This is a genomic window from Streptomyces sp. WELS2 (assembly GCF_013870595.1).
Classification (GTDB): Bacteria; Actinomycetota; Actinomycetes; order Streptomycetales; family Streptomycetaceae; genus Streptomyces.
In genome coordinates, this window is sequence record NZ_JACBWZ010001346.1 from 1 (window position 1) to 1,062 (window position 1,062).

At 75.6% G+C, this 1,062-nt stretch carries 1 protein-coding gene; it reads right to left on the reverse strand.

All coding sequences use genetic code 11. From position 1 onward, the window contains the following. Positions 1-829 (reverse strand): spermidine synthase (locus H5J33_RS36260; RefSeq protein WP_181798916.1); only part of this gene is annotated, 829 nt, incomplete at its 3' end. Positions 830-1,062 lie beyond the last annotated feature (233 nt).

Here is a 1,062-nt window from a genome sequence, read left to right on the forward strand (position 1 = left end):
CGCCGTCGGGGGGCTCGGGTGAGGGCACGGCGTCGGTGTCCTCCACCGGCCGCGCCGAACCGGTGAACCGCCTTACCGCCGCCCCGTGTTCGACGCGGGCCGGGAAGGCGTCCGCCGCGGTGCGCCGGGCCAGCGCGGCGGTGTCGAGGGGCCGGTGGGAGGCCGCGACCACCACGTTGCCGAACCGCCGCCCGCGCAGCACCGCGGGCTCGGCGACCAGCGCGACTTCCTCGAACACCGCCGCCAGCGTGGCCAGTTGGGAGCGGAGGAAGCCGAACGGCGCGGCGTCGGCGAGATTGGCCAGGTAGACCCCGTCCGGCCGCAGCACCCGCTCGGCCGTGCGGACGTAGGCCAGCGTGGTGAGGTGGGCGGGCACCCGGGAGCCGCCGAACACGTCGGCGATCAGCACGTCGGCCCGGTCGTCCGGCGCGGCCCGCAGCCAGTCCCGGGCGTCGGCCGCGTGCAGCGCGATGCCCGAGCCGGCCGGCAGCGGCAACTGCTCGGTGACCAGTTCCAGCAGCCCCCGGTCCGCCTCGACGACGTCCTGCCGGGAGCCGGGGCGGGTCGCGGCCACATACCTCGGCAGGGTCAGCGCGCCCCCGCCGAGGTGCACCACGTCCAGCGCCCGCCCGGTCTCGGCCACGGTGTCCAGCACGTGCCCCAGCCGCCGCGCGTACTCGAATTCCAGGTACGCCGGGTCGTCCAGGTCCACGTACGACTGCGGGGCCCCGTCGACCGTGAGCAGCCAGGCCCGCTCCCGGTCCACGTCGGGCATCAGCCGGGCGGTGCCGTGGTCGGTGGTCCGGGAGACGGGTATCGATTCGTTCACCCTGCCATTGTCCGTCCCGTGGCCGTACGTCACCGCACGTCCCCGGCGGCACCGGCCGCCGTCGCGCGGCTGCCCGGAGCGGCAGGGGAGTTCGGGTCATACGCCGATCACACATGTGCGTCGGTTAGTGTCTGCGGATGCTCGATGCCAACCGCTCTGGCACCGCCCCGATCTCTCCCCCGGCGGCCACACCCGCTCCCCCTGCCGTCCCCGCCACTCCGCCGGCGGCCACA